We start from the raw sequence: 23,380 nt of genomic DNA on the forward strand, positions 1-23,380 counted from the left end.
TGAAGTGAGAACCTTATTTTCTCAGTATCTGGCCGTGGTTCCTACCTATTTCGCCTCTTAAAATTGTCCGAAGTATTGAACCGTCAAGATCATTAAAAAATCGTTTCTTGTAAGCACCTCGCCAGAGCAACACCAGTAGCTTACACAGCAATACAACCACAACCATCAATAGGACCTGGACCGTCTGGAGCTTTGAAATGGAAAAGCCTGCAGCCTTCCCCCAAAGATCCAAACCCCTTGAGCATATCTGAAAAAATGCCCTTCCTTTCTTTCATGCCTTACCACTCAAAAACATAACCAACTGATATACCCATAGAAATTTAACCATTCTTTGCTTTGCTGCATTCATAGAGAAATTTTCCACGAATCTGAAACGTGATCTCCTCAGCCACTATGATCGATTGAGCACTCCGCACTAAGAGATACTGATCCTTACCGATAAAACCACTTTCACAGGATTCGCCACACGCCAACCTAAAAATGGAAATTAACCTTGTTGATACGGGGATAGGAATCACGCACATTAGAGAGAGAATTTATCCGTTATTCACCGGCTTTTACCTCCACCTCAAAATTCTCACATCTGAATTTTTACTGCAAACCAAGCCACTCGTCTCAATTACATATAGCTAAACCGCCCATCACACCATGTATTTAAAATCAGAAATCCCTCTGTGACATATCACTCATAGGCTCGGGAGTAACCAGGTTCCACCAGAAATCAAACCTATCCATTAGAGACAACAGTATTTTTAACTGCTCAATATCCCCTTCATGAATATCTTTCCGTCATTCATTTTTTCTTGAATTGTGGCATCCCCCAAAATAATATCGTTCAAATCGGTTCGATTTATAATGACGCTGGTCCCGGGAGTAGCGACAGGAGGACCATAGTTTAAAACTGCATTTTCGAGAACAAGGGCATAATTTTCCTTTACATCTGGCATCTTGATATTAATTGAGAGGTTTTTTCCGGTTGCTTTCGGACCATTCAGGCGGATACCCAGATAATCAAATATCAATCCAGTGGGCATGCTGCGAATCGTATCAGCACTCGCCGTGAGCGGAACGGGGAGCCTCTGAATACCATGCCTTAGCTCTTCAGCACCACTTAGGAAAAAATTTCTCCAGGTACCATTTTCCTGCTGGTAGCCCATTTGCTCCAAGGCATCTGCCAATAAATCTCTTGCCGCACGATTGTTAGGTTCAGCGGATACCAGTTTATCGAGAACTTCTGCAACCCAGCGGTACTCACCTTCCTCATAATCTTTTTTTGCCTGCTTGATGATATTGGCTGCACCGCCCATGTACTCGACATACTTTTTCCCAGCTGCGGTGGGGGGCATTGGATATAGACGCGCCGGATTACCATCAAAGAAACCCAGATAATAATTCCACACTGCGCGGGTATCGTGATTAACACTGCCGTAGTAGCCTCGATTAGCCCAGTACTGTGACAACTCGGCTGGCAGTTTCATTAGTTCTGCAGCTTGCACCATGTTATAACCATGGTTGGCCAACCTCAGAGTTTGATCATTAAGGTACTTGTAGAGATCGCGCTGTTTTTTAAGGTGATTGATCACATTACCCTGCCCCCAGGTGGGCCAGTGGTGCGGGGCAAATGGAACTTCTGCTTTCCCGCCCCAGCGCTGAACTGTTTCATTGAGGTAGCGGGACCAGTCCCGCGCATTGCGGACCTTTGCGCCGCGCAAGGTATATAAGTTGTGTAACGTATGGGTGGCATTTTCTGCGGCAGTTACTGCATTCAGCTCAGATATAAAGAAATGCATCTCCGCCGGTGCTTCTGATCCCGGTGCCAACAGAAACTCAAAGGTAAGACCATCGATGGCCAATGTCTGCCCAGTCTTGAAAATAGAGTCCGTTGGCTCAATCAAGGTGACGGTGCCTGTGGAGGTTTCAAGGCCCAAGCCGGAGCCTAAAGTGCCTTTGGGGCCCTTAGCTATCAGGTTCCCATACATAAAGCTCGCTCGACGAGCCATATGATTGCCAACAAAGACATTTTCACTCACTGCTTCTACAAGAAAATCTTTGGGGGCTATCACTTTAACCTTGCCTGACTTTACATCTTCTTCATCGATCACTCCGCGTACACCCCCGTAGTGATCAACATGACTATGGGTGTATATCACCGCAACAACCGGCCTGTCTCCCCGGTGCTTTCGATAAAGGCCCAATGCCGCCTCGGCAGTTTCGGCAGAAATTAATGGGTCCATTACAATGACACCGCTATCCCCCTCAATAAACGTAATATTGGAAAGGTCAGCACTGCGAACCTGATAGATTCTTGGTGTCACTTCATAAAGGCCACCTTCTGAGATCAATTGCAACTGCCGCCACAAGCTTGGATTGGCTGAACCTGGAGCTTTTTTATTGCGGGCAAACTGAAATTGCCCCAAATTCCATACTGTTTCACCCTTAGTGTTTTTAATAACGCCATTATCGGGCAAGGGAGCAATAAACCCCCGCTTGACATCCTCAAAGTCTTTGCGGTTGGCAAAAGGAAGTTCTTTGAGCACAGCTTGATTCAACTGCTCTGTGAGCACACTTGCAGGATTAGGCTCTTGCGCAATTAAGACAGAGGGCTTGAAAAAATATAAAATGAAACCGAGGGGCAGCGTAAGCAACAACACTTTACTGACGTTCATTATTTCTTTCCAATGAGTTGCAACCCTGGAAACCACCCTGGGGTACGAGAAGATTGTCCCGATGAGAATTACAAACCGACTTAGACAACTATTAATCGCCGTGAGAATGCCTCTGTTGCGGCAATATCTTCATTAGAGGATAGGTAGGAATAGGGAGGTGGGGACGGATGTTTATGTCGGTAAAAGAGGAGCAACTGACAAATTTAAATGGGCATAGGAACAATAGAGATCGACTTGCCAATGAGCCGGCATTAAAGGTCGCCAGCTCATTGTTCAGACGATCTGCTTATCTGACATCCAGTAAGTACCTAGCAATGATCAGGCGCTGGATCTCACTGGTGCCCTCATAGATAGTGGTAATTCGCACATCACGACTCATGCGCTCCAGCGGATATTCGCGGGTATACCCCACCCCACCATGCATCTGTAACGCCAGGTAACAGGCTTCATTGGCTCTCTCGCTGGCAAACAGCTTGCCCATGGAAGCCGCCGGACCAAAAGGCAAACCTGCATCCTTCTGCCAGGCAGCCTGCAACAACATAAGGCGCGCCCCCTCCAGCTCAGTATACTTATCAGCCAGCTGCCACTGCAGCCCCTGGAACTGTGCCAGTTTTTTGCCGAACTGCTCACGCTCATGCAGGTACGCACGGGCGCAATCCAACGCTTCGAGTCCAATGCCCAGTGCCAGTGAGCCAATACCAATCCTGCCTCCAGCCAGTTCGCCAGCGGCGATACGGAAGCCCCGCTGCTCCTCCCCAATCATGTTAGATGCGGGTATACGGCAGTTGTCGAAAGATACCTCATTGGTTACTGAGGCTTTTTGCCCCATCTTGTCTTCAGCCTTACCAATAATTAATCCAGGGGTCCCGGCTTCCACTAAAAAGCAGGTAATCCCTTTGCCTTTTGGAGCCGAGGGATCTGTTACTGCCCAAACGACAAAAATACCGGCAAATTCAGCGCTACTGATAAACAGCTTACTGCCATTGAGAACATATTCATCACCTTGCTTTTCTGCGCGGGTGCGCATTGCTGCCGCATCCGACCCCGAGCCTGACTCAGTAAGACAGAAGGATCCCGCCGGGTATTCACCACTGCAGATTTTAGGAAGGTATTTTTGCCGCTGCTCTTCTGAGCCCACCGCCTGAATCACTTCCGCCACCATATTGGTTACCGAAGTGGTGGTCGCTGTGGAGGCGCAACCGCGCGCAAGCTCAGTAATAGCAAGAGAAAAGGCCACGGTACCTGCACCGGTGCCGCCATAATTAGGGTCGATATTAATCCCCATAAAACCCAGTTCAGCCAGATGCTTGAGCTTTTCCAGCAAAAGCGCTCGGTTGCCGGTTTTATCGAGTTCTGCAGCAATCGGTTTCAGCTCGCTGTCGGCAAATTGCTTTGCCGCGTCCTGGATCATCTGCTGCTCTTCGGTCAGTGAAAAATCCATACAGTACCTACTTATAGTTATTACGGACAAATCACACGGCCCCCATTTCGGGGCCGCATCGCTGTGTCGAGCATAATAAAAAGCGCGCCGACAATGGTTGCCAATTCCAACGATTCAATCGTGAAATGTGCAATCAATATCCATCATAGGTGCAGGGAGAGAGAATTCAGGTTAGCGACGCCGATCTCAAAACAAAACGCCAGCACCCAGCTGCCCCAATGGACTAAACAGGGGAAGCGAATCAGCGTTTGCTGCTTTTCGCGCTGAGCTCTGGGTCCGGTACCGCTACCGCAGTATCGGTTTTAACCTCTTCCATCACGACATAAGTATGGGTTTCGCGCACCCCAGGTAGAGAGGCGAGCTTCTCCCCAAGAAAACGTCGGTAACCCAACATATCCTTAATACGGATTTTCACCAGGTAATCAAAGCCACCGGCAACCATATGGCATTCCTGAACTTCTTCCAGGCCAGCCACATGCTCATTGAAGGCTTCAAGGGATTCAGTAGCTGTATTGTCCAGAGTCACCTGGATATACACAACCAGGCCGGCATGGACCTTGAGTGGATCGAGCAGCGCCACATAGTCGCGAATAAACCCTTCCCGTTCGAGCCGCTTAACCCGCTCCAGGCAGGGGGTGGGACTCAGATTAACCCGTCGCGCCAACTCCACATTTGGCAGACGCCCATGGCGTTGCAGAATACGGAGTATTTGGCGATCAATACGATCCAGATCTTCCAACTGTCGAGACATTACAAAATACCCTACTGGTAATCACGCAATTAGGCGTGATATTTAACCACAACTCGCCACATTATGGCGATTAATTCTAAGCAAATTCGCACATAATCCGGTCTTTTATTCTGACCCTGGATATAGAGCTTGGGAGACGATATGTCGACAAACTTCGCCGGATACCTACAAAGTGCCCGAGAGCGGGCACGCAAATATTTGCACGCCGACGAAAACCTATGCGTGAGTGAACTGTTGACGGCCCCGCGCCCCAGCGATGAAATGCGCAAGAAGATTCTGAACACTTCGAGGGAGTTGGTTCGCTACTCACGCCAGCAGCGCAGTAAACGCGGTACTCTGGATGCATTCCTGCAACAATTTGGCCTCTCCAATAAAGAAGGCGTGGCCCTAATGTGTCTGGCAGAGTCGCTGCTGCGGGTCCCAGACGCTGATACTGCCGACAAACTCATTGCCGAGAAAGTGCATTCCGGCAACTGGTCCAGCCATCGTGGCCAGTCCGACTCCCTGTTTGTCAACGCCTCAACCTGGGGTTTGATGCTTACCGGCAGCGTGGTTGAACTCGACCCGGACATCACCGAGCGCCCCTCTCACTGGATGAGACGCCTGGTGAGCCGTATCGGCGAACCCATGGTGCGCACCTCCATGATGCAAGCGATGAAAATCATGGGCGGACAGTATGTCCTCGGCCGCACCATTGAAGAGGCCCTGAAACGCGGACCCAAGGAAAACCTGCCCGGAACCCGCTTCTCTTTCGATATGCTCGGCGAAGGCGCTCGCACCATGGCCGACGCCCACCGCTACTTCGATGCCTATATGATGGCCATCGAAGCCATCGGTAAAAACAACACCCAGCGCGACGTTGTTGAAGCCAATGGTATTTCCATCAAATTATCCGCCCTGCACCCCCGCTACAGCGTCCTGCAGCGAGAGCGTGTCATAGGTGAGTTGCTGCCTCAGGTAAAACGCCTGTGCCTGGCAGCGGCACAATACGATATGGGTCTCAATATCGACGCGGAAGAGGCGGATCGCCTGGATTTCTCCCTGGATATCTTTGAAGCCCTCGCCCGCGACCCGGAGCTTAAAAGCTGGCAGGGACTGGGTTTTGTGCTGCAGGCCTACCAGAAACGCTCTCCCCACGTCGCCGACTGGCTGGTGGCCCTGGGCCGGGAAACTGGCCGCAAACTGATGGTTCGATTGGTGAAGGGCGCGTATTGGGACAGCGAAATCAAACACTCCCAACAAATGGGCCTGTCGGACTACCCGGTTTATACCCGCAAATGCCACACTGATCTGTCCTACCAGGTCTGCGCTAAAAAATTGCTGGAGGCGGGCGATGCTATCTACCCTCAATTCGCCACCCATAACGCCTACACCGTCGGTCTAATCTTGGAATTGGCCGGCGGACGCACAGATTTTGAATTCCAGCGCCTGCATGGTATGGGGCACCTCCTCTACGCGCAGATCGAAGCTGTTCACGGCAAGCGGGTACCGATACGTGTCTACGCGCCCGTTGGCGCCCACCGGGATCTGCTGCCGTACCTAGTGCGACGCCTTCTGGAAAATGGAGCCAATAGCTCCTTCGTCAACCGCTTTATGGACGAGGAAACACCTATTGAGACACTGGTTCAGGACACCCTCGAATTGAGTGAAGCCTGCAACCCCTATCGCCACCCACAAATCCCTGTCCCGGAGAATATTTATATGGGTGCAGAAGCCCTGCCACGGAAAAATTCGCACGGCATCGAACTGACAGACCCACTCTCCGCTGCCCCACTACTGAAGGAACTCGAACGACAAGAGGGTAAACACTTCCTCGGCGGTCCAATTGTCAACGGCATCATGGGCGAAGCGGAAGAGCCGGTCTATAACCCGGCCACTGGCGAGAAAATTGGCCACACCGCCAATACCGATAAGCATCTGATCGAGCAGGCTTACACCTGTGCCAGCGAAGCCCAAATTGACTGGGACCGCCAGGGCGGCATGCATCGCGCCGACATTCTCGACAGAATTGCCGACCTGTACGAAGAGAAGACCAACGAGCTTACCGCCATTATCTGCATTGAAGCGGGCCGCACTCTCAATGACGGTATCAGCGAAGTACGCGAGGCCATTGATTTTTGCCGCTACTATGCCAACGCCGCTCGCCAGCACTTCAGCGAACCCACTGAATTGCCAGGGCCCACCGGCGAGCAAAACCAGTTGTTCCTGGGTGGCCGCGGTACTTTTGTATGCATCAGCCCTTGGAACTTCCCCCTGGCTATTTTTACAGGCCAGGTCGTCGCCGCGCTGGCCGCCGGTAACGCGGTACTGGCAAAACCTGCAGAACAAACCCCAATTATTGCCGCCCACGCTGTGCGTTTGATGCTCGATGCTGGCGTGCCACCAAAAGTGTTACACCTGATTACCGGTACTGGCGCGGCCGTCGGTCAATTACTGATCGAAAATCCTCGCCTGGGCGGAGTGGCCTTCACAGGTTCTACTGAAACCGCACGTCTGATCAATCAGCAACTGGCCACCAAAGAGGGTCCGATTGTTCCACTGATCGCCGAAACCGGTGGCCAGAATGTGATGGTTGTGGATTCCACTGCCCTGCCCGAGCAAGTCGTCGACGATGTCATCCAGTCCGCCTTCCTCAGTGCCGGCCAGCGCTGTTCTGCCCTGCGTATCCTGTGTGTACAGGATGTGATCGCAGATAACCTGCTCAATATGCTGAAAGGTGCCTGCGAAGAACTGACCCTGGGTAATCCCCGCAAACTCGATACCGATATCGGCCCGGTAATCGACGAAAAAGCCCTCAGCATACTCGAGGCGCATCGCGAACACATGGCCAAGGAAGCCAAGCCGTTATTTGCTTTTGATGAAGCGAAAAAACCTGGCAAAGGCACCTTCTTTGGCCCACAAGTAGTGGAAATTGAAGACTTTTCTTTACTCAAGCGAGAAGTTTTCGGTCCCTTTCTACACGTTGTGCGCTTCAAAGCGGATGAGTTGGAAGATATCATCCGCCGCATTAATGCCACCGGCTACGGCCTGACCTTTGGACTGCACTCCCGCATCGAGGGTCGTGCACACGCCGTATTCAAACGTATTAATGTGGGCAACTGCTACGTAAACCGGGATATGGTCGGTGCTGTAGTAGGCGTAAACCCCTTTGGTGGCCACGGACTATCAGGCACCGGCCCCAAAGCCGGTGGCCCGCACTACCTATTCCGCTTTGCCAGCGAAAAAACCAAGACCGTCAATTTGGTTGCCACCGGCGGCAACACACAATTGTTTACGCTGGGGCAATAAAGCCCAAGAAAACAAAAGAGCGGGCACAAAGCCCGCTCTTTTGTTTTCGCCTCTAATTTGCTCACTTAAGCTTTATTTCACTATATCCACGATTCAAGATGACAAAATATTGTTATATATTTTTATCTAGAAAGCTGAGAATCGAGTTAAACATCTCTACTTGCAACACATTTTCTTCGGGACCATGACCCATATCAGGAAATGACCTCCACTCATAGTCTTTATTATATTTACTAAGCATCAAATTCATGCGGTACATATGCTCAACATCAACGACTTTATCCTCCTCACCATGAAGAATATATATAGGACGATTGATATCCTTAGCCAAATAGACCGGAGATACATTCTTTAATGCTTCATAGTCCCGAACGGTATCCCCCACTTTTTTCTGCAACCACGCATCTTGTGTCTTTGTTGCATATGGAGAATTGAGATATAGGTTGACATCGGTTACACCAGCCACACTCACCGCACAACGGAACAAGTCCTGATGACGGATTGTCATCATTAAAGAAGCATAACCACCATAACTCATTCCAACTGAACATATTTTCGCAGCCGAGATATCGCTGCGCTTACTCACCGCTTGTGTCGCCTGATAAATATCATCGAGTATCAGGTGCCCCCACTGGCCGGTACCAGCCTCCTCCAGCTCTGTCGAATAACCGCTTGAACCACGGTAGTTAACCCTGAGAACCGCATAACCATTGGCAACAAAAAACTGTGTATAGAGATCAAAGTAACGATCATCAAACACGCCGATAGGACCACCATGAGGCATCACTATCAAAGGGTAAGGCCCTTTTCCTTCAGGCAGGGTCAATAAATACGGAATTTCCAAGCCTTCAACGTTAATTCGCTCATGATATTGTCGACTCTGTAAACGTCCGTCCAAGTGCGGGTATTTTGAACCCACCAACATATCAGAACTTCGTGTTTGACGACGGACACCATAGCGTCCAGGTTGATCATGAGTTTCGTGATAATACAGCTCGACGCTTCCATCAAGACTGGAGCCAATCGTCGCGTTTAGCGAACTGGGGGCAAGCTCCTTAGTCCGGGTTACTCCATCAATATACTGGCGCTCAAGCTTCCCCTCTCGTAATACTTTTACACCGACAAGTTCATTGTTTGCCCCACCCAGGATAATATCAATAATATTGTAACCATCTGAGCGATATACGATACTTTCCTCCCCGGTGGCAAAATTGCACTTGTACACGGTGTGGTCAGTCTCAGCATCAATATCCAGACAGAAATACGTATCCGCCTCTCCACTTCGCGCAATCGGAATCAGCTGCCCATGCTTCGCATCAGGGGCGGGATCTTCCTCTATTTCATCCTCAGCCCAGCTTTTTATTGGCTCTCCTGCGGCACCATCAACCACAATACTCAGGTTGATTTTCCCCTCGTTGAAATATAGGACGGATTCCGGCTGGCCACTTCCACTGAAAAACCATCGTATGGCATAACCCTCAACCGACGCGACCTCATTGCGCTTGGTGAACTGGCCGCCATCTTTACGTACCAGCTTACCTGCTTTCTTCTTGAATACATTGAGTTTGGAGGCATCAATTTTATAGATTTTTGAGTGGATACCGCTCTTAGCGTATAAAAATTTTCCACCCTCTACGGGTAATGCATGTACCAGCCACCCAGGCGTCCTCACTTCAAAAATTTTAGGTAACTGATCTATTTCAGCTGAGATCTCAATGATCAACAATCGGTATGCCGGCTTGGTATCTAGTAAATTTTTTACCCCCTTCTTCACTTCCATAAATTGAGCAACAATATGCTCGGAGCCAATCCAGCGAATAAATCTGATCGAAGCATCTCTAGGGGTCAAAGAGGCCAGGTCAATCAATACACGCTTGCTACCCGCTTCAGTATCCCAAAGCACTAGCTCCTGATTATCTTGCTGCTGCGCAATCGTTGCCACAAACTTACCATCAGGGCTGATCTGTGCCGTTAAGGTTTTACCAGACTTAAAATAATCAGTTGCCGATATATCCGCTGCTGCACCGACACTCACCGCCAGACAAAACAGAACAATGAGGATTCGTTGAATAACCACAGTCATTGCTTCACCTCCACAGGCGCCAGCCACTCACGATAAAACACATCCTGTACCCCCGCTCCAGAAACTAACGGATATTGTTCTATCAATACACCGAGCAAATCTTGTATCTCCCCAAGATCAGCAGCCATCCTATTTTTCAGATACACTTCTATGGTGTCAGACTTTCTTTGTTTATTAATAAATAGGCGACCTATATAATTGACTTTTTGAGCATCAACACAAAATCGCCACACCCGTTTATCTCCAGTATCAAGCTGATAAGGAAGGTTGAAATAAGGCGCGTTTATTTGAGTGATTTGATATAAACCAACAGGCATGGCCATCAGATACAGACCTTTAGATTTCCCCTTAAGGCTCACACTATATCTGTGATTTTTGCTCAGCCTTATTTCCTCATCACCTTCCAGATAAGCCTGGCCTACCTTATAATTTCTTACAAAGTCGATAGATGGCGCCGTCCCTCCCACATCGAGGTTCACCAAAATATAACCCTCTCTCCTACCCAGCTCGGGAGGTTCATCATATGGGCTTAGAACCACTGATCGAGCAACTGCTGACTCAACAATAACGCTCATTAATAATAACGTGATGTTGCGAAAAATTGCACGCCTGTTCCGACAACAACCGCGCAATAAAAGAGAGTAAGATCTTAAGATCAATGCGCCACTTCCGTATGTTTACATTGTGAATGAATCCTAGCCTAGGGATATTATCTTAGACCCAGTTGCAATACAATTAGTACAAATTTCCGCTATCACATTTGGAGCAAGACATGTCAGGGATGGTATTTCGAAACCATATTAAATTTTACCCATTAGTCTTTTTGATCTGTATAACCTTCCTCCAGGGCTGTGCCGGACAGGTAAATATACTACCTACCCTGACAGAGGGCACTCCCGTAAATGGCTCGGACGGGATTGTTGTCGCGCGGGTAATCAATGCCTCCGGTAACCCATTACCCTTTAATCAATTTACTATCAACCCTGAAAATTTGAATGAATCCGAAACAATAAAACCTGAGCGCCTTCTGGCAATTCGGCCAAAGCTAAATGGCACTACTGTCTTTGCCTCCAGCGTGCATCCTGGAAATTACTCTTTGAGCAGCATTCGCGCCTACTACTCCAACGGTAATGGATGGTACAATCGTGTTGTTGGTGCCGACGAGAAACTGGGTACATTTACCGTAAAGCAGGGAGAAGTCACCGACCTCGGAACGATTATCTACTACCCGAAACCTCAAGGGGACAGATACAGCGACCTTCTAGTCAGAGCCCCAGAGTCGGAACAGGGAGAAGTACTTTCCAAGCACTTCCCATTCTTCAATTACACAGCAACCCAATTGAATGGATGGCAAGTTGATGAAAATGACCAGGAGCGCGAATCGGCCTATCTTTCCATTGCCCAAAATCCACTCACCTATAATTCGCAATATCTTGCACCAGATAACTCAATCTATTTCCTGGGGAAAATCGGCGTCTTAATAAAGCGGACACCTCTGGGCGAATGGGAGCTTGACGGAGTAGACACCAATCACGAACTCACTGCGATAGCACAAAACAAAAATGGTGATCTTGTCGTAGGGGGTAGCGAAGGCGCTCTGTTCTGGAAACCAGAAAATGGAGACTGGTTGGATATATCGTTGGAGCATGACTCTCATATTGAGCATCTGCTGCTATCTGACACGGGGGAAATCGATATATTGGCCTCGCAAGACTTTGACCTGAATATTTTCAGGGGTAAAGTCCTTAATTCCGGGGTTCAGTGGGAGCTGTTAAATAGTTACACTTCCCGCTCAGGTAAAGGATGGAATCATAACCTCCAAACTCAACTCAATCAGGCATCGCCCAACTACCAAAAAGAAAGTTATATCTACAGCACTAACTTATTTAAAATTAATGGCAAACACTACCTCACTCTTAGAACTCAGTCTTTTTACGGCGATGTCGTTTTTGCAGATATTGGTAGTGAACTCTTTACATATAACCCTGAAAACTGGGTGATTGAACAGGAAGTTGAAGACTTTAAACTGTCAGCTATTGTCGAAGCCGGTGCAGTTCAGCTTGGTATTGAGAAAGCTGGATTCTGGTCCTGGAGTGGAAAACCAACTTACTACCGTATAGATGTCAATGGTGGTCAGGAGAAAATTTCCACACATATCAATAGATGTAAAAGTAATGGCCACCTTGAGAAACCCTGCAGGAAAAAAGCATTTACTTTCCGATCAGCCCCATGGTTTTCAAGCGAAAACAATGCTGTGGCAATCGTGGGCTTTACAGAAACCGGGTTTAGCTATACTGACCAAAAAACTGAAATAGAAATATTGACCACCACTGACGGCGGTAAGAGCTGGGCGGTCACAGACAATAAACCACCGACAGACTATTGCACTTCAGTGGTCCCTCATGTTTCTGATCGCCTACTCATTTTTTGTGACGGTGCAAGTGGGGATTTTTTCGAATCAACCAATTACGGAGAGAGCTGGGATCAAGTAAGACAGCAGGACAACTTCTAACATAAATAAGCCTAACTCCCCCGACTACAAAGTAGCTGCAGGCCAGTCGCCCTGGCCTGCAGCCTAATAAACGTCCACCTCGAATTACCTACAATCGGACCCGAGCTCTTTGATCGCCCTAATCCAGCTACTTAATTGCTCTTCTTGAGCAGATATCACAGGTCCCAATAAATTGTATTCCGCTTTTTCAACACCGCAATATTGAAGCGTAAACCGATCTAATTGCTCCAAGACAGACCTGGACTGCTCTTCAAGCATACCGCTGGGCGCATCCATAGTTAAAATTATTCGAGCGGTTTTACCCTGTAAAAACTGACTCGGGACGGGACTGTCTCCTTCAAACTTAAATGTAACCCCCGGAAGAAACACACGATCTATCAGCCCTTTGAGCTTGCCCGGCAAACCGCCCCACCAAATAGGCGACACTATTACGATGTGGTTTGCCCACAACAATGCATCCTTCAAATCCGACAAACAAGGTTCTAACTTCAGAACCCCATCATATCCACAGTCCAGACTTGGATTAAAATTCATCTCTTCCAAATTAAAGCGCTGAACAGCTGCATTTTCACGAGCTTCTATTTCATAGGTGTCGCTTAACAGGGAAGACAAACTTTCTGACTTTGGATTTCCGTTTATCAACAAAATTTTCTTCATCATCTCACATCCTTTACCTCAGGTAAGAAGATGATTCTAATCTCTTCCCTTAGGGGGAGAGTCAAGCCCCACCTGACAATCATCTATTGCGCCAATACACCTTTCGACACGTCTAATACGGATCTGAATGGTCTGCATATCTCTTTTTAACTGATCCCGCACCTCGAAAAGAAAGCGTCTAATTCTTTCCCAGTCAACCTCTCCCGACTCATAAATAATTACATTCTTGAGTGTAGCCAAGGTAACACCCAGATCCTTTGCCTCAGAGATCAAATTTAGAACTTCAATGTCGACCTGGGTATAGACACGATATCGCCCCTGCCTTTTAGGAGGCTTAATAAGACCTTTTTCTTCATATAGCCTTATTGCCCTTACAGATAGACCTGTTTTTTTCGACACTTCACCAATAAACATAAATATTCTAAAACCTGCGACTCCCACACTAGCTGCGGGGAAATTAACCTACAGCTGCCCCACTAAACAGGAGAAACTTCTTACTCCAATTAACATTCAGATTTCAACCCCACCAATCATCCAAATATAACTAAATAAATCTAAAGCGCACCCCCATCCACCCTTATGCCACTACGAGGAATTAGTGACAGCCTAAAAGCACTCAGAATACAAAAATTATGCACAACCAAACCACTCAAATTCAAACTCCAAAAAACCCAGGCTTTCAATTTTTCAACAACCGGTTTAGTAGCTCTGCATTCGTCGGATATTTTCCAAGTAGCTCAACAAGCTTCCTGGCACCGTCTACAGGCTTATGATCGACAAGTGCTCGCCGCAATACACTTAAACCTTCGATATCCTTTGGGTCTAGTAGAAGCTCTTCACGACGAGTGCTACTTTTACCAATTTCCAGCGCCGGGAAAATTCTCTGTCTCGCAATTTCTTTTGACAAAACCAGCTCCATATTTCCCGTCCCCTTGAACTCTTCAAATATTACCTGATCCATTCGGCTTCCGGTATTAACAAGTACTGTTGCCAAGATAGTAAGAGACCCGCCTCCCTCAATATTTCTCGCTGCCCCAAACATTTTCCGTGGAATTTCCATTGCTCTAGCATCAATGCCGCCCGACATTGTACGCCCCCCACCCTTTCGCTCCGCATTATGTATTCGTGAAAGTCGCGTAAGAGAATCAATAACAATCATAACATCGTTACCTTCGCCCGCTTCCTGCAGGGCGCGACTCAGCAAATCATTGGCCACACGAACATGATGCTCATAACTGTTATCCGAAGATGAGGCATGTACCTGCGCCGGCACACTACGCTTAAAATCAGTGACCTCTTCCGGTCGTTCATCAATAAGTAACGCATGCAGCTTTATCTCCGGATAAGCTCCTCCTACCGCCTGGCAAATATGCTTCAAGATGGTAGTTTTACCACAGCCCGGTGGAGCAACAATCAAACCTCTCTGCCCCATCCCTATGGGTGTGATTAAATCCATCGCTCGCATTGTGAACTGCTCAGAACCGGATTCAAAGCGAATGCGCTGTGACGGATTAATGGCCACGCCGCTTAAAAAGCGTTTTTTCGGATCTATATCGGAAGAATCCTGTGAAATTTTATCAATTTGCTCAGACTCTTTATTTCTTTTTACCTTCAAAGACAATATTTTTCTAGTCATGGTATCTTTTATAACTCTAGGTAATTAAATGTAAACTACTTGTTTCAGAATAAATATTATCCCTGCAAAGCAACTTCTTATTTAGGGCGTTTTATTGAGCAACGTGGACACTGCTATGGCAGGATAGACGACCAACTGAATGAGCCCATTTAGGTCAGGATATACTGAACTAGCGCACCCAGCGCCTCAATTATACATTCTCTCGTTTAAAGCACGAACCTTAATAGTACTCCTGAAGTATACAGCACTTCCAGGGCTCAAATCTGCAATACACGACTTGATAAGCTTGCAAGCTATAGACTGAACACTTCTTTTCCAGTAAGTGAGGGCATACTCATGTAAATCTCGAACAAATGAGAATCCAAAGTAACTGACAATACTAGTGCTTAGCAGGGACTTTTACGTGACATACCCCCAATCATCGTCACAAATATCGGCAAGCCATTCCCCCTTCACAAGCAAGCTTCTGGATCGCTGGTTACAGAAGTCTACCCCACCAATTGGCATAGATGCTGGCTGAGTCAATTGAGTGCCACCACAAATAGTTTATCTGAGCGGTATTGACCCAAGAAGAGTGATTTCAAAAAGTGGTGCGCCAATAGATGGGTATGATTACCCTAGAAATGGGCTCAACCAGGTTGTCAGCAAACTATGAGTAGCGAACTACGCTAAAATTGCGGTTTAGAAATTGCGTAATTGTAAGCGCAATCCAGGACATGTAAATTTTGAGTCATTTTTCAAACGAAAAAATTGTGGATAATCGTACCGTTTATAGGTAAAGTTCTTAGCTACATCCAAAACTCACGGAATTGGAATACCAAAGGATGTATCGAAAAAGAATAAATGTCAGAACTCTGCTGCAACGGCAGCAATATTTACTTCGCTTAGCGGATGGCCTCTCTGCCCACCCTCTATTTTATTCCATACAATTTCTCATTATACGCACCACTTCATACCTGAAATTGAACAACCTAAGAAGCCCCCAAAAAAGCGAATTTCATCTACATCTTTTCGCAAGAAATCGGGGTATGTCATCAATCTGCCCCTATCTACTCCAACTTCACTCCCAGCTTATAAATCCGGTATCACAAGTAGGAAAGGAGATAAAAAATGGGACTCTGCATCGACTCAAACAACATCGTGTTTATTGCACAGGTAAGAACCAACCTCAACACCCTGCTCGGAGGTGTGGGTACAGCACTGACCTATACCCAGGAGAAGTACCGAACTGGCGGGCGCTATGTGCTTCGCGTCACTGAGGGGCTGGGCATCTTAACTGCAGCAGGCTTGAGGGCACATAGTACAACCTTGATTCGCCGATTGATCGCGAGCCCTCATGATACGAGGATCACAGAGCATCACGCCCTTGGATTCCGCCCTGACAAATGGATGAAGGATCAAATTTGGAGTGGATTCAAATCTTACATTCCGATGGTTAGCGCAGACCAGGGATTTATGGCCAAGGTCATGAGTGCCGGCTCCAGCGGCGTTGTAATGTGGAACAATACCATTTTTCAAACAGCTAATCTCACGAATAACGGTACTGTGGTTATGGGTAACTGCCCCAGTTACATTACCCTCGGTCACGAACTTGTTCATGCTGATCGATGCAATCGGGGCCGTTACTTATCAGGCAGCACAAATTCTACGTTTCTCGCCGATGAGCGACAGGCCCCTATGGGCAGGGTACTTCGCCAACAGCCTGCCCCCTTGACCATGGGGCGTATCGCAAATGCTGGCTTGAACATTATTTACAATAATATAACTGTACCCAACCCCAACAATAACATCAGCACCCGAACCAGCGGATGGGTTTGGGTAGGTGGATCAATGGAATTGCGTGAAGAGATTGCTACCGTGGGCCTTAGTGATGACCAGGGCAATGTGCCTATTGACCCCCTCGTCATCAATGAAAACATGATTCGGGCAGAGCATGGAGTGGCGAAACGCATGAAATACGGACAGATTAGAAACCTGAACTAGGTCTAGCATACCGACCTGGGCCTGCAAAACAACCCGGGTCGGTCACCGGTAGCGACTAGTGCTAGAGTCCCCACTCCAGCGAATCTGCCCCCTTTGCTCTAGCAGTGTAGCGCCGAAAGTAATTGGATTCCCCCCTGGCACCCTATCGGGGACGAAGCAAAATCAGCATTCGAGAACCCCGGTTGCACCTACCCTGAATATATCGGTATGCTTCGACCGGTAAAGCTGCTGCCTGCCAAGCCACCAGGAATTCACAGCAGTCCTCCGTCAGCACACCGCCAAGAACCCCGACAATGATTAATTATGTACTTATAAAACACATCCATATCACAGCCGCCGCGCTCAGCATCCTGCTGTTTAGCATCCGGGTCGGGCTGGAGTTAAGCCACAATACCAACTGGCGCAAGGGGCCCCTGCGCTGGGTACCCCACCTCAATGACACCCTACTACTCTCTGCAGCGGTAGGATTGGTCATTCTTGGTAGCTGGAATCCCGGTACTTCACACTGGCTAACAGTAAAACTTTTTCTGGTATTTGGCTATATCGTAGCCGGAGTATTCGCGCTGCGACCGAACCTCTCCAAGAAGACACGGGTTACTGCTTGTGCGCTTGCCCTTCTGCAGGTGATCGCCATTTTCTATTTGGCAGTACACAAACCCAGTCTGTAGGGCCCCTCTCCAGGCATTGAGCTGTTCTCAGCAACGATCCCAAACATCGTGCTCAATGCCCTTAATCCCGTGCTTTCTTCCATCAAATACAGGCTCCTTAACGCCGGAAGAAAGCTGACTTTCATAGTCTTTAAGGACTTTAAAGGCAACGCCGGATAACAAAAGAATCGCCAGCAAGTTAGCTGATGCCATAAAACCCATAGACACATCTGCCATACGCCACAATAGGGCAAAATTATCAGTGCTGCCGCTACTGGCAACCCAAGCCCCAAACAATACAAAAAGTAAAAACAATACAAAAAGTAAAAACAATACGCGATAACAAAAAATTGACGTGCGGGTATGATACAAATAATAAATATTTGTTTCACCGTAATAGTAGTTACCGATAATTGAAGTGAAGGCAAAAAATAATAACGCTGTTGCGATAAAGCTGCTCCCCCAGGCTCCAACTTCGCTGGCCAGTGCATCTTGAGCCAACCTAACCCCTTCGAGGTTCCCCACCATAAAGGTATCCGCAATCAGTATAATGGCCGCTGTCGAAGTACATATTACAATCGTATCCAAAAATACGGATGCCATTTGCACATACCCCTGAACAAGCGGATGTTTAACATCTGCGACAGCAGCGACATTGGGTGATGATCCCAGTCCGGCTTCATTGGAAAACAGGCCCCGTTTGATACCATTTGCCACCACAGCACCAAAAGCCCCAGCTCCCGCTTCTTGAACGCCAAATGCACTCGTAAAAATGTTAACCAACACTTTCGGCAGCTCAGTGATATTCGTGGCTAAAACGTAAAAGGCAATAATCAGATATCCAATTGCCATAAAGGGGACTACGATAGCCGCAAAGCGTGAAATTGAACGAATACCACCAAATACAATGATTCCAGCAAAAAAGGCAACCAGAAAACCCACCAACATTGGACTAATACCCCAAGCACCATAAAGCGCCGTTGCTAAAGTGTTCGACTGAACAGCATTAAAAGTAAAGCCATAACAAATCATCAGGAAGACTGAGAAAACAACAGATAACCATTTCCACTGCCGTCCAAGTCCTTTCTCAATGTAATAGGCTGGCCCGCCGCGAAATGTACCAGTAATTTCTCCGCGCTCTTTAAAAGTCTGCGCCAACGTATTCTCAACAAGGCTCGTCGCCATCCCCAAAAGAGCCACCAGCCACATCCAAAATACCGCACCGGGCCCACCTGCCGTAATAGCCACCGCTACGCCTGCAATATTTCCGGTCCCAATCCGTGCGGCAGCACTAGTTGCAAATGCTTGGAATGCAGATACTGAATTTTCATTGTCCTTGTGAATACCACGAATCATCACTTTCACCATATGGCCAAAATGACGAAACTGTATAAAACGGCTGCGGATAGAAAAATAGAGCCCAGCCGGCAACAGGCCCAAGATCAGAATCCCCAACCACCAAATACCACCCACACCACCCCAGGCCACCAAATTGGCCCAATCAACCAAAGTGGAAAAACCCTCCAAGAAATCTTGCATTGCTTACTCCCAGTAGCACTTTTTTCTTATGTGCCAGAGCTTCTTGACTGCCATTAAGACTAGCAGGCCAATGCACAAAGGTTTTAGGGGCGCCATTTGGGCTAAGGTCGGGAGCCAGGGGCTAACGCTGACAGGAAGTCTGGGATGACGTAAGTAAGGCCCAGGGGAACTCCACCTCGGTCCACCTATTTCTCTGTCAAAACTCCATCACAGAAAGGCATAGTCGCTGGAGTTAAGTTTCCTCCTCTTGAATGGCTTTGCCCCAGACCCAGACCCAGACCCAGACCCAGACCCAGACCCAGGTACAGACAACCAAGGCGCCTGGATCTGAGATTTAGAGCAAAGGTTAACGGCTCAGCAAAAGATCTCTCGAGCCCGACGGGGAGATACCACCTTTCGGCCACACTCCTCAGCCACTGCGGCCAATGCCTCGATCAGTTGGCCATTGCCAGTGGTGCGCTCTCCCCCAGGTAGGTAGAAAGTATCCTCGACGCCTGTGCGTAAATGCCCGCCCAACTCCGCAGTCTTGCGGTGTACCGGCCAAATTTCCTCACGTCCTATAACAGTGCTCTGCCACAGGCTTCCAGCCTTCATATATTTGGGGATTATTTCCAGCAGCTGGGGATCTGCAGGCATTCCAGAGGCCACTCCCATCACCAGATTGTAATTGGGCCGGTCCACCATGCCCACATCGGCATACATGCCTACGGAGCGGACAATACCGATATCGAAACATTCGAACTCAGGACGAGTACCCGTTTCGCGACACACCGCCAGCAACTCTTCAACCTTGTCGACAGGGTTATCAAACACCATCGGCGGCCAGGCCCAGTTACCATTGGAGCGTGCTTTCAGATAATTGAGGCTCCCGGCATTGCAGGCGGCTATTTCCGGCTTGCCCGCACGCACACAACTCAAAGGGCCACTTTGCTCGCGCCCAATAGTCCCGGTTGAAAAATTTAAAATAACTCCAGGGCATTTGTCACGTATCGCATCGGCAATCTCCAACGCCACCTGCGGGTCCCAGCTGGGTAAATGCCCCTTACCTTCCTCCTGTGAGCGGAAGTGAACGTGCATCACTGAAGCCCCAGCGTCGTACGCCTCACGAGCAGAGTTTGCCATCTCCTGAGGGGTAACCGGAACCGGGTGCTGCTGCGGATTAGTGAGTACCCCGGTCAGGGCACAAGTAATCACCACTTCATCGGACATCGCTGGCTCTCCTGAATTATCTTTATTAAGGCCGCTGTTTATCGAGCTATCCAACTATCGCAAAAATGTCCCAGCAAGTTTCGCCAACCCGCCCGACGGCGAAGCGGCAAACCAAGACAAGCTCCTAAATAGCGAATGCTGCCATTTAATGCACCAAGCGCTTGCTTGGTATTGTCAGCCTATCACAGGCCCCCAGCCTTAGAAAGGCACCTTGTGCCCTTGGATTCATCTCGGCAAAATGCAAAAAACCCAAAAGGAAGTTGTACCCCATGAGTGAGACCACCAGAGTAACAATCGCCCCCTACGGCAGCTGGAAATCGGCAATTGATGCCGAACTTCTCGTGGAGGGCAGTGTGCGACTAGCGGAAACCAGCCTGGTCGATGGGCGCTATTACTGGCTGGAATCGCGCCCTTCAGAAAAAGGGAGAAACGTACTGGTTCAGTACTGTCCTGCATATGGGCGCAAAGATCTCACCCCTGCCCCCCTCAGCGTCCGCAGTAAAGCCCATGAATATGGCGGCGGCAGCTATCTGGTTCACGGGGATACAGCCTACTTTGTACTGGCTGACGATCAGCGCATTTATCGGATGAAACTCGACAGCTCACTACCCGAAGCCATCACACCGAAAGGTGACTCTCACTATGCTGATTTAATCTTTGACGAACAGAAAAATCGCCTGATTTGTATTGAAGAAGATATCAGCGGCCAACAGCAAGGTAAGGAAGCCAGGGCTCGTATCATCGCCATTGATTTAAAGGAACCCCTCCCCTGTACACCAAAAATCCTTCAGGAAGGCGCAGACTTCTATTCCAACCCAGCCCTGAATGCAGACTGCACCCGACTGAGCTTCCTACGCTGGTACCACCCCAACTTACCCTGGGATGCCACCGAACTCTGCCTGGCGGAAATGAATGAGCAAGGAGAGGTTTCAAACGTAACCCAAGTAGCTGGCGGCGGGAATGAATCCGTTTTCCAACCTCAGTGGTCTCCCCGTGGCGAGCTACTTTATGTCTCCGACCGCAACAATTGGTGGAACCTGTACAAACTCGGCCAAGACGAACCACTATGGGATAAAACCGCAGAATTCGCCACGCCCCAGTGGGTGTTCGGTATGTCCACTTATGGATTTCTTAGTGCAGAGGACATTCTTTGCACCTATACAAAAGATGGCTGCTGGCATTTAGCCAGTATCAATACAGAGACGGGTGAGCATCACATCATTGAGCAACCTTACTGCGATATCGACAGCTTGCGCTGTGAAAATGGCAAAGCCGTCATGATTGCCGCAGGGGCCAAAACCTCCCCAGCGGTGGTCGGGTTCGACCAACCCACAGAAATAACTGAAAAAATTGCCAGCAGTAACAGCCACTCGCTGCCAGCCAACTTATTTTCCGCCGCACAAGCAGTCACCTTTCATGTTGACCAGCGCGCGGTACACGGCTTTTACTACCCACCGCACAACCCGATTTTTACCGCCCCCGAAGGGCACAGACCCCCACTGATTGTCTTCAGCCACGGCGGCCCGACTGGCGCCACCTCCGCTGGCCTCAACCTGAAAGTCCAATACTGGACCAGCCGCGGCTTCGCCATTCTGGATGTGAACTACTCAGGTAGCACCGGCTATGGCCGTGAATACCGCGACCGCCTCGCCGACAAATGGGGTGTTTACGACGTAGAGGATGTCTGCGCCGGCGCAGAGTACCTAGTTGAACATGGCCTCGCCGATCCAGAAAGATTATTGATCAAAGGCGGCAGTGCCGGCGGCTATACCGTCCTTGCCGCACTGACCTACCACGACACGTTTAAAGCGGGCGCCAGTCATTACGGTATCGGCGAATTAAGTAGCCTGGCCAAGGACACACACAAATTCGAGTCACGCTACTTAGACAAGTTGGTGGGCCCCTGGCCCTCTGCTGAGGATATTTACCGCCAGCGCTCCCCCATAAATCATGTAGAAAAACTGAACTGCCCGGTGATCTTTTTCCAGGGAATGGAAGATAAAGTGGTCCCACCCAATCAAGCCGAAACTATGGTTGCAGCGCTCAAAAAACGTGATATTCCTGTGTCCTATATTACCTTTGCCAATGAGGGGCACGGTTTCCGCAGCGGCGACAGCATCAAATTAGCCTTGGAGGGCGAATTGGAATTCTACAGCCGCATATTTAATTTCCCCCTCGCGGAACCCGGCCCTGGAATTACTATCGAAAACCTATAACCAAATAATATTGACTTAAAAAGAGTTTAAGTAAGCACTATGGGAAGATGGAGACCGCCGCGCCCGCGCGGCTCCCGCTACATCACCGCAGAGGGCGCGCAACGTATGCGCGCTGAAGTAAAATACCTCTGGGAAGAAGAAAGGCCAAGAGTCACCCTGGCTGTAAGTGATGCGGCCAAATTGGGGGACCGCTCGGAGAATGCCGATTATATTTACGGCAAGAAACGCCTGCGGGAAATTGATAGCCGCGTACGCTTTCTCACCAAGCGCCTGGAAGAAATCACTGTGGTGGCCCAAATACCAGACGACAAAGGGAAAGTGTTTTTTGGAGCCTGGGTCACATTGGAAGCTGATGACGGTGGCAGCCTCTGTTATCGAATTGTTGGACCCGATGAATTCGATGTGAAAGCCGGCCTGATCTCGATGGACTCTCCCGTCGCTCGCAGCTTACTGGGCCGAAAACTCGATGATGAAGTAGAAATTCGCCAGGGTGAGGCGTGGCAGATTTACCACATCACAGAGATACAATACAGAGAGTAACCACTCCATTCATAGCGCCAAGCCCAAAAAAACTACATGGTACTATTGGAATTAAATCGCCCTCCCTCAAATTCATTAAGAGGGCTTACTTCAACAGAAGTAAGCCCTGGAATAACCACCAGGAAAATCACTTAATTTTCAACGAGGTATTATTTACCAACACTTCGGACAGTTTCATACAGCTATAGCCCCATAGTCACTGTACTGCTCGT

At 48.7% G+C, this 23,380-nt stretch carries 16 protein-coding genes; 6 read left to right on the plus strand and 10 right to left on the minus strand.

Annotated elements, in window-relative coordinates; genetic code table 11:
- Nucleotides 1-752 precede the first annotated feature (752 nt).
- The 3 genes from MO867_RS14355 to MO867_RS14365 form a co-directional block, all read right to left on the minus strand.
- Nucleotides 753-2,666 (minus strand): alkyl/aryl-sulfatase, encoded by a 1,914-nt coding sequence (locus tag MO867_RS14355; RefSeq protein ID WP_252470253.1) that lies wholly within the window; start codon nucleotides 2,664-2,666, stop codon nucleotides 753-755.
- Nucleotides 2,667-2,952: 286 nt separating this feature from the next.
- A complete protein-coding gene (locus MO867_RS14360; RefSeq protein ID WP_252470255.1) occupies nucleotides 2,953-4,107 on the minus strand; it encodes an acyl-CoA dehydrogenase family protein in 1,155 nt (384 codons plus the stop codon).
- A 241-nt stretch (nucleotides 4,108-4,348) separates the two neighbouring features.
- Complete coding sequence (locus tag MO867_RS14365; RefSeq protein ID WP_252470257.1) at nucleotides 4,349-4,858, minus strand: Lrp/AsnC ligand binding domain-containing protein; 510 nt, start codon at nucleotides 4,856-4,858, stop codon at nucleotides 4,349-4,351.
- 141 nt (nucleotides 4,859-4,999) lie between these two features.
- Between MO867_RS14365 and putA the strand changes: the two genes are divergently transcribed.
- A complete protein-coding gene (putA, locus tag MO867_RS14370; RefSeq protein ID WP_252470259.1) occupies nucleotides 5,000-8,146 on the plus strand; it encodes a bifunctional proline dehydrogenase/L-glutamate gamma-semialdehyde dehydrogenase PutA in 3,147 nt (1,048 codons plus the stop codon).
- A gap of 112 nt (nucleotides 8,147-8,258) precedes the next feature.
- Here the strand turns inward: putA and MO867_RS14375 are convergent, their stop codons facing one another.
- Together MO867_RS14375 and MO867_RS14380 are read right to left on the minus strand one after the other, a co-directional pair.
- Nucleotides 8,259-10,229 (minus strand): alpha/beta hydrolase family protein, encoded by a 1,971-nt coding sequence (locus MO867_RS14375; protein ID WP_252470261.1) that lies wholly within the window; start codon nucleotides 10,227-10,229, stop codon nucleotides 8,259-8,261.
- The gene (locus tag MO867_RS14380; RefSeq protein WP_252470263.1) at nucleotides 10,226-10,804 is read right to left on the minus strand and encodes a hypothetical protein; all 579 of its coding nucleotides are present in this window, start codon (nucleotides 10,802-10,804) and stop codon (nucleotides 10,226-10,228) included. The genes MO867_RS14375 and MO867_RS14380 overlap by 4 nt, the downstream gene beginning before the upstream one ends.
- Nucleotides 10,805-11,001: 197 nt before the next feature.
- Between MO867_RS14380 and MO867_RS14385 the strand changes: the two genes are divergently transcribed.
- Nucleotides 11,002-12,741, plus strand: coding sequence for a WD40/YVTN/BNR-like repeat-containing protein (locus MO867_RS14385; protein WP_252470265.1), 1,740 nt, complete (start codon nucleotides 11,002-11,004; stop codon nucleotides 12,739-12,741).
- A gap of 84 nt (nucleotides 12,742-12,825) precedes the next feature.
- Here MO867_RS14385 and MO867_RS14390 read toward each other — a convergent pair whose 3' ends face one another.
- From MO867_RS14390 to rho, 3 genes are all read right to left on the minus strand, one after another.
- A complete protein-coding gene (locus MO867_RS14390) occupies nucleotides 12,826-13,401 on the minus strand; it encodes an NAD(P)H-dependent oxidoreductase (RefSeq protein WP_252470267.1) in 576 nt (191 codons plus the stop codon).
- A 33-nt stretch (nucleotides 13,402-13,434) separates the two neighbouring features.
- Nucleotides 13,435-13,812 (minus strand): MerR family transcriptional regulator, encoded by a 378-nt coding sequence (locus MO867_RS14395; RefSeq protein WP_252470279.1) that lies wholly within the window; start codon nucleotides 13,810-13,812, stop codon nucleotides 13,435-13,437.
- 265 nt (nucleotides 13,813-14,077) lie between these two features.
- Complete coding sequence (gene rho, locus MO867_RS14400) at nucleotides 14,078-15,034, minus strand: transcription termination factor Rho (protein WP_252470281.1); 957 nt, start codon at nucleotides 15,032-15,034, stop codon at nucleotides 14,078-14,080.
- A gap of 1,110 nt (nucleotides 15,035-16,144) precedes the next feature.
- Between rho and MO867_RS14405 the strand changes: the two genes are divergently transcribed.
- On the plus strand, nucleotides 16,145-17,017 hold the full coding sequence (locus MO867_RS14405) for a M91 family zinc metallopeptidase (protein WP_252470283.1): 873 nt from the start codon (nucleotides 16,145-16,147) through the stop codon (nucleotides 17,015-17,017).
- A gap of 293 nt (nucleotides 17,018-17,310) precedes the next feature.
- Nucleotides 17,311-17,685, plus strand: coding sequence for a SirB2 family protein (locus MO867_RS14410; RefSeq protein WP_252470295.1), 375 nt, complete (start codon nucleotides 17,311-17,313; stop codon nucleotides 17,683-17,685).
- Nucleotides 17,686-17,712: 27 nt separating this feature from the next.
- Here MO867_RS14410 and MO867_RS14415 read toward each other — a convergent pair whose 3' ends face one another.
- Both MO867_RS14415 and MO867_RS14420 read right to left on the minus strand, forming a co-directional pair.
- Complete coding sequence (locus tag MO867_RS14415) at nucleotides 17,713-19,173, minus strand: alanine/glycine:cation symporter family protein (protein WP_252470297.1); 1,461 nt, start codon at nucleotides 19,171-19,173, stop codon at nucleotides 17,713-17,715.
- Nucleotides 19,174-19,557: 384 nt separating this feature from the next.
- On the minus strand, nucleotides 19,558-20,412 hold the full coding sequence (locus tag MO867_RS14420) for a beta-keto acid cleavage family enzyme (RefSeq protein ID WP_252470299.1): 855 nt from the start codon (nucleotides 20,410-20,412) through the stop codon (nucleotides 19,558-19,560).
- Nucleotides 20,413-20,681: 269 nt separating this feature from the next.
- Here MO867_RS14420 and MO867_RS14425 point away from each other — a divergent pair, with 269 nt between their 5' ends.
- Together MO867_RS14425 and greB are read left to right on the plus strand one after the other, a co-directional pair.
- Nucleotides 20,682-22,628: a S9 family peptidase gene (locus MO867_RS14425; protein ID WP_252470301.1), complete on the plus strand. Its 1,947-nt coding sequence runs from the start codon at nucleotides 20,682-20,684 to the stop codon at nucleotides 22,626-22,628.
- A gap of 39 nt (nucleotides 22,629-22,667) precedes the next feature.
- Nucleotides 22,668-23,168: a transcription elongation factor GreB gene (greB, locus tag MO867_RS14430; protein WP_252470303.1), complete on the plus strand. Its 501-nt coding sequence runs from the start codon at nucleotides 22,668-22,670 to the stop codon at nucleotides 23,166-23,168.
- Nucleotides 23,169-23,380: the final 212 nt, after the last annotated feature.

The organism is Microbulbifer okhotskensis, from assembly GCF_023895975.1.
Taxonomy (GTDB): domain Bacteria; phylum Pseudomonadota; class Gammaproteobacteria; order Pseudomonadales; family Cellvibrionaceae; genus Microbulbifer; species Microbulbifer okhotskensis.

What these genes read in the sequence shown, in the direction of transcription:
- MO867_RS14410 (WP_252470295.1), top strand. Translation starts at nt 17,311, where the DNA reads ATGATTAATTATGTACTTATAAAACACATCCATATCACAGCCGCCGCG.
- MO867_RS14425 (WP_252470301.1), top strand. Translation starts at nt 20,682, where the DNA reads ATGAGTGAGACCACCAGAGTAACAATCGCCCCCTACGGCAGCTGGAAA.
- MO867_RS14395 (WP_252470279.1), bottom strand. Translation starts at nt 13,812, where the DNA reads ATGTTTATTGGTGAAGTGTCGAAAAAAACAGGTCTATCTGTAAGGGCA.
- MO867_RS14355 (WP_252470253.1), bottom strand. Translation starts at nt 2,666, where the DNA reads ATGAACGTCAGTAAAGTGTTGTTGCTTACGCTGCCCCTCGGTTTCATT.
- MO867_RS14390 (WP_252470267.1), bottom strand. Translation starts at nt 13,401, where the DNA reads ATGATGAAGAAAATTTTGTTGATAAACGGAAATCCAAAGTCAGAAAGT.
- MO867_RS14380 (WP_252470263.1), bottom strand. Translation starts at nt 10,804, where the DNA reads ATGAGCGTTATTGTTGAGTCAGCAGTTGCTCGATCAGTGGTTCTAAGC.
- MO867_RS14405 (WP_252470283.1), top strand. Translation starts at nt 16,145, where the DNA reads ATGGGACTCTGCATCGACTCAAACAACATCGTGTTTATTGCACAGGTA.
- MO867_RS14420 (WP_252470299.1), bottom strand. Translation starts at nt 20,412, where the DNA reads ATGTCCGATGAAGTGGTGATTACTTGTGCCCTGACCGGGGTACTCACT.
- MO867_RS14375 (WP_252470261.1), bottom strand. Translation starts at nt 10,229, where the DNA reads ATGACTGTGGTTATTCAACGAATCCTCATTGTTCTGTTTTGTCTGGCG.
- putA (WP_252470259.1), top strand. Translation starts at nt 5,000, where the DNA reads ATGTCGACAAACTTCGCCGGATACCTACAAAGTGCCCGAGAGCGGGCA.
- greB (WP_252470303.1), top strand. Translation starts at nt 22,668, where the DNA reads ATGGGAAGATGGAGACCGCCGCGCCCGCGCGGCTCCCGCTACATCACC.
- MO867_RS14360 (WP_252470255.1), bottom strand. Translation starts at nt 4,107, where the DNA reads ATGGATTTTTCACTGACCGAAGAGCAGCAGATGATCCAGGACGCGGCA.
- rho (WP_252470281.1), bottom strand. Translation starts at nt 15,034, where the DNA reads ATGACTAGAAAAATATTGTCTTTGAAGGTAAAAAGAAATAAAGAGTCT.
- MO867_RS14385 (WP_252470265.1), top strand. Translation starts at nt 11,002, where the DNA reads ATGTCAGGGATGGTATTTCGAAACCATATTAAATTTTACCCATTAGTC.
- MO867_RS14365 (WP_252470257.1), bottom strand. Translation starts at nt 4,858, where the DNA reads ATGTCTCGACAGTTGGAAGATCTGGATCGTATTGATCGCCAAATACTC.